1 pseudogene is annotated in these 474 nt (G+C 69.2%); it reads left to right on the top strand.

The annotated features are described in order from the left end of the window. Nucleotides 1–156: 156 nt before the first annotated feature. Nucleotides 157–348 (top strand): annotated as a pseudogene (gene zapA / locus RT91_RS23115) (cell division protein ZapA); the annotation flags it as partial. Between the last annotated feature and the right edge of the window lie 126 nt (nt 349–474).

Here is a 474-nt window from a genome sequence, read left to right as displayed (position 1 = left end):
TGGAGCAGGGCTGACATGGCGAACGTGAACATCCGCATCAACGGCTTCTCCTATTCGGTGAGCTGCGAGGACGGGCAGGAGCGGCACTTGCAGGCGATCGGACCGTCCCCGTAGAGTCGACCGTCCGGTGAAGCACGCCATCCTAGGCGACGCGGCGAGCAGACCGGCGAGGCGCGGCTGCTGGTGCTGGCGGCACTTCTGCTGGCCGACGAGCTGCACGACCTGCGGGCCACCCACGAGGCGTTGCGGGCGGCGAAGCCCACCGGCGTTTCCCCCGAGCATGTCGCAAGGCTGCGGCGCGTCGCCGCGCGCGCGGAGGAGATTGCGGCGGACCTCGCGGAGTCCTAAGTTGCGGGGGCGAGGCTGCCCGGTGCGTCAGGCAAGCACATCCCCGGGGCCAGTAAGTATCTCCCAGGGAGCTGGCTCTGTCGGAACCGTGGTTCCGGTATTTCCGGCGCCCACCTGCTCACGCAG

The organism is Acidiphilium sp. JA12-A1 (assembly GCF_000724705.2).
Classification (GTDB): domain Bacteria; phylum Pseudomonadota; class Alphaproteobacteria; order Acetobacterales; family Acetobacteraceae; genus Acidiphilium; species Acidiphilium multivorum.
This window is presented reverse-complemented; position numbering and strand designations above follow the sequence as displayed.